The organism is Mesorhizobium sp. YR577 (genome assembly GCF_900116595.1).
Taxonomy (GTDB): Bacteria; Pseudomonadota; Alphaproteobacteria; order Rhizobiales; family Rhizobiaceae; genus Mesorhizobium_M.
In genome coordinates this window covers 1-2,793 of record NZ_FPBI01000062.1, presented here as the reverse complement: position 1 = coordinate 2,793, position 2,793 = coordinate 1, and the positions used below count along the sequence as shown (strand labels likewise).

Genomic DNA, 2,793 nt, shown 5'->3' with positions numbered 1-2,793 from the left:
ACCCCCGCGGCTTCCTCCTTCCAAGGTTTGTCAACGCGGGCCGCCAACGCCGGCGGCGAACATCGCGATGCGGCCCGCATCGAGAAACCTTCAGGAAAGCTGACCGTCTCCTTTTAGCGATTCGATCGCGTAATGAGCACAAGATGCGTGTCGCCTCGCATCAGTTGATGATTTCGCCTCGTTCGTCTGAGCGCAATGCGGTCAGTCGCTCTCTCCACACCTGTAGTGCTTCGGGCGTCAATCTGGTCCAATGCGTGATTTCGCCAATGACCTTGAGCGGCGCGCTGCTGCGATACGACCGAGTGGGGTTGCCGGGAAATTTCTTGTCGGTGACGTTCGGGTCGTTCTCGAATGTCCCGGTCGGCTCTACGACGTAAACACGCGGGACTGCGCCGCCTTCGGCGAGTTCAACCGCGATTTCAGCGGCAAGCCCGGCACCGTCCACAATGGCAGTGAAGTAGATGTGGTTCATTACCACTTCAGGACGATAGTTCGACCGGTATCCTGCGGTGAGGAAATTACCCACGCGCAAATCCGCGATTGTCCCGTGAAAGAAGGGTCCCTCGTCCAGCACTTGGGCCATCGTGATCGTCCTTATCTTGTGAATCTGCCTGTAGTCAGTGAGCTAGGCGGTGCCAAGCTTCGCGATCGGGTCGCGAACGGAACGGCTGATCTTAGCATATGCTTCCCGAATCCAGACCTTCCGTTTCCTGCCCCGATGCAAACGGAAGGCGAAGCCGGTTTGCATCCTGCCATTGACGTTGTGCAATAATTGGAGCGGTGATTCGCGTTTCGCTTTCGCCAGAACCGAGGTGCTATTACGCTGTCACAGGCAGTAAAGGATTCACGGAAGAACGCTCGAACACTTACTAGGCTGAAAACTTCACGCTCACGCCGCGCTGCCGAAAATAAGCCTGCATCAGCTTGCGTCCCGAACGGTTGTTTTGTGCCAGCTTGGTTGGGTCGAAAACTGCTTCTTTGGCACCCTCTCTGGTCAGGGCTAGCTTGAGGGCAGCTATATGTTTATCGATGTCAGCATTGTCCGATTGGAGCGATGCATAAATAATGTCGGTCGCCTCGGCAACGGTCGGCTCGCTCACGGTTTGTACTCCTTCGCTAGTTAAACTGATCGGCTACCACAAATTGACCTACTGCAATACCGCGGATGTCCATCATCCACCTCGTACCGCGAGGCCCGAAAGCTGACTTACGTATCGCACTGGAAATCAAAGGCACTGTATCATATGTGACTTTTCGAGCACAAAGCATAGAAATTGCAGATGAAATCTGAGCATCCATAATGGATGCGCGAGACAATTAGTTCTCGCAAAAGAGCTGGCGCAACCAACTATCATTGCGCCAGCCGAAGAGGACTTTACAGATTCAGATAGGGCAAGACTTCATTGATCCCGCGATAGATCATCTCCACTGAAACGTAGAGGATGACTGCCAGGCCGACATAGGCGATCCAGCGATGACGCTGGAGCAGGCGGGCTATAAAGCTCGCAGCCAGGCCCATGAGCGCGATAGACAGGATCAGGCCGAACACCAGCACGCCCGGGTGTTCGCGCGCAGCACCCGCCACAGCCAGCACGTTATCGAGGGACATGGACACGTCGGCGATGACGATCTGCCAGGCCGCCTGCGCAAATGTCTTGCGGGGGGCCTTTCCGGCAACTTTGCCGTCAAGGTTGATATCGCGGTTCTGCAGCGCCTCGTTTGCTTCTATTTCCTCGGCGTGGTTGGCACGTAGCTCGCGCCACATTTTCCAGCAGACCCAGAGCAGGAGAACACCGCCGGCAAGCAGAAGCCCGACGATCTGCAAGAGCTGGGTCGTGGCTGCTGCAAAGCCGATGCGCAGCACCGTCGCCGCGATGATTCCGATGACAATGGCTTTGGCGCGCTGGTCTTTTGGCAAGCCGGCGGCGGCAAGTCCGATGACGATCGCATTGTCACCTGCCAGAACCAGGTCGATCATGATGACCTGAAGCAAGGCTGAAAGGGCTTCAGGGGTTAAGAATTCGCTCATATGGCACCCATGTTGTGTGTGGGCGACCGCATGCTGTGGGACCTATGAGTCGCTAAGCGTAGCGCAAACGCACCTGCCGTGCCGAGTGCACTTGCTGTCGGACTACTACGGTCGATTGATTGCCACGAACACCAGGCCACCCAATTGGACTTCCAGTCCGACATCACAGTTCATTGGAACTGTCAGAGGGGCCCGGTCTGGTAGGTTACGTGTAATCACGTGTCAGAAAAACTTCAAGGGAGTAATTGTCCCTTACAGTTTCCCTATTCGATCATGCGTCTGTTTTTCACAGCGTCGAGCCATTAGACCTAGAAGCTCACCTAATGGATTGCGTTTTCTCGAGCCTGGCGATCATCCTTAAGGCATTACGAGGCCTTCGAGTTGAAGAGAGGCCAAGCGAAACGTCTCTCCCAAATGAAGCGCCTCGAAAGCGGATTTGCCGCCTCTTCCTTCGCAACAGCGACAATCGACAATATCTCTTCGCCGAAGCCCGGTCCTTTCCGCGACGTGGGCGATCTGGTTTGTTAGATTCCTGAAATGAGTGGTCGGTGCCACGTTCGACCTGTGCCGGCGGGCTTACATTCAAATCCGTTCAAAGGCATCTATCACCATGTTCCTTTTGCCCAATGAGGTCTATGTGACCATGAGCTGGATTTCTCCTTCCCTGCTGTGCAGGATAGCCCGCAAGTCGGCTCCACTCCATCGGACTATTTGATGGTGATCGTGCCTTTCATGCCTCGGTCGGCGAGGTCTGGCACGGACCA

The 2,793-nt window shown here is 55.4% G+C and carries 3 protein-coding genes; all 3 read right to left on the bottom strand.

All coding sequences use genetic code 11. The annotated features are described in order from the left end of the window. Nucleotides 1-160: 160 nt before the first annotated feature. Entirely contained in the window at nt 161-583 is a 423-nt protein-coding gene (arr, locus tag BM413_RS32295) for an NAD(+)--rifampin ADP-ribosyltransferase (protein ID WP_091918912.1), read from the bottom strand. A 286-nt stretch (nt 584-869) separates the two neighbouring features. Further along, nucleotides 870-1,100, bottom strand: a complete 231-nt coding sequence (locus tag BM413_RS32290; protein ID WP_091918911.1) for a hypothetical protein — start codon at nt 1,098-1,100, stop codon at nt 870-872. 275 nt (nt 1,101-1,375) lie between these two features. Further along, nucleotides 1,376-2,029, bottom strand: a complete 654-nt coding sequence (locus BM413_RS32285) for a TerC family protein (RefSeq protein WP_091918910.1) — start codon at nt 2,027-2,029, stop codon at nt 1,376-1,378. Between the last annotated feature and the right edge of the window lie 764 nt (nt 2,030-2,793).

Bases quoted from the DNA above. Each gene is read 5' to 3' on its own strand.
- arr (WP_091918912.1), bottom strand. From the start codon at position 583: ATGGCCCAAGTGCTGGACGAGGGACCCTTCTTTCACGGGACAATCGCG.
- BM413_RS32285 (WP_091918910.1), bottom strand. From the start codon at position 2,029: ATGAGCGAATTCTTAACCCCTGAAGCCCTTTCAGCCTTGCTTCAGGTC.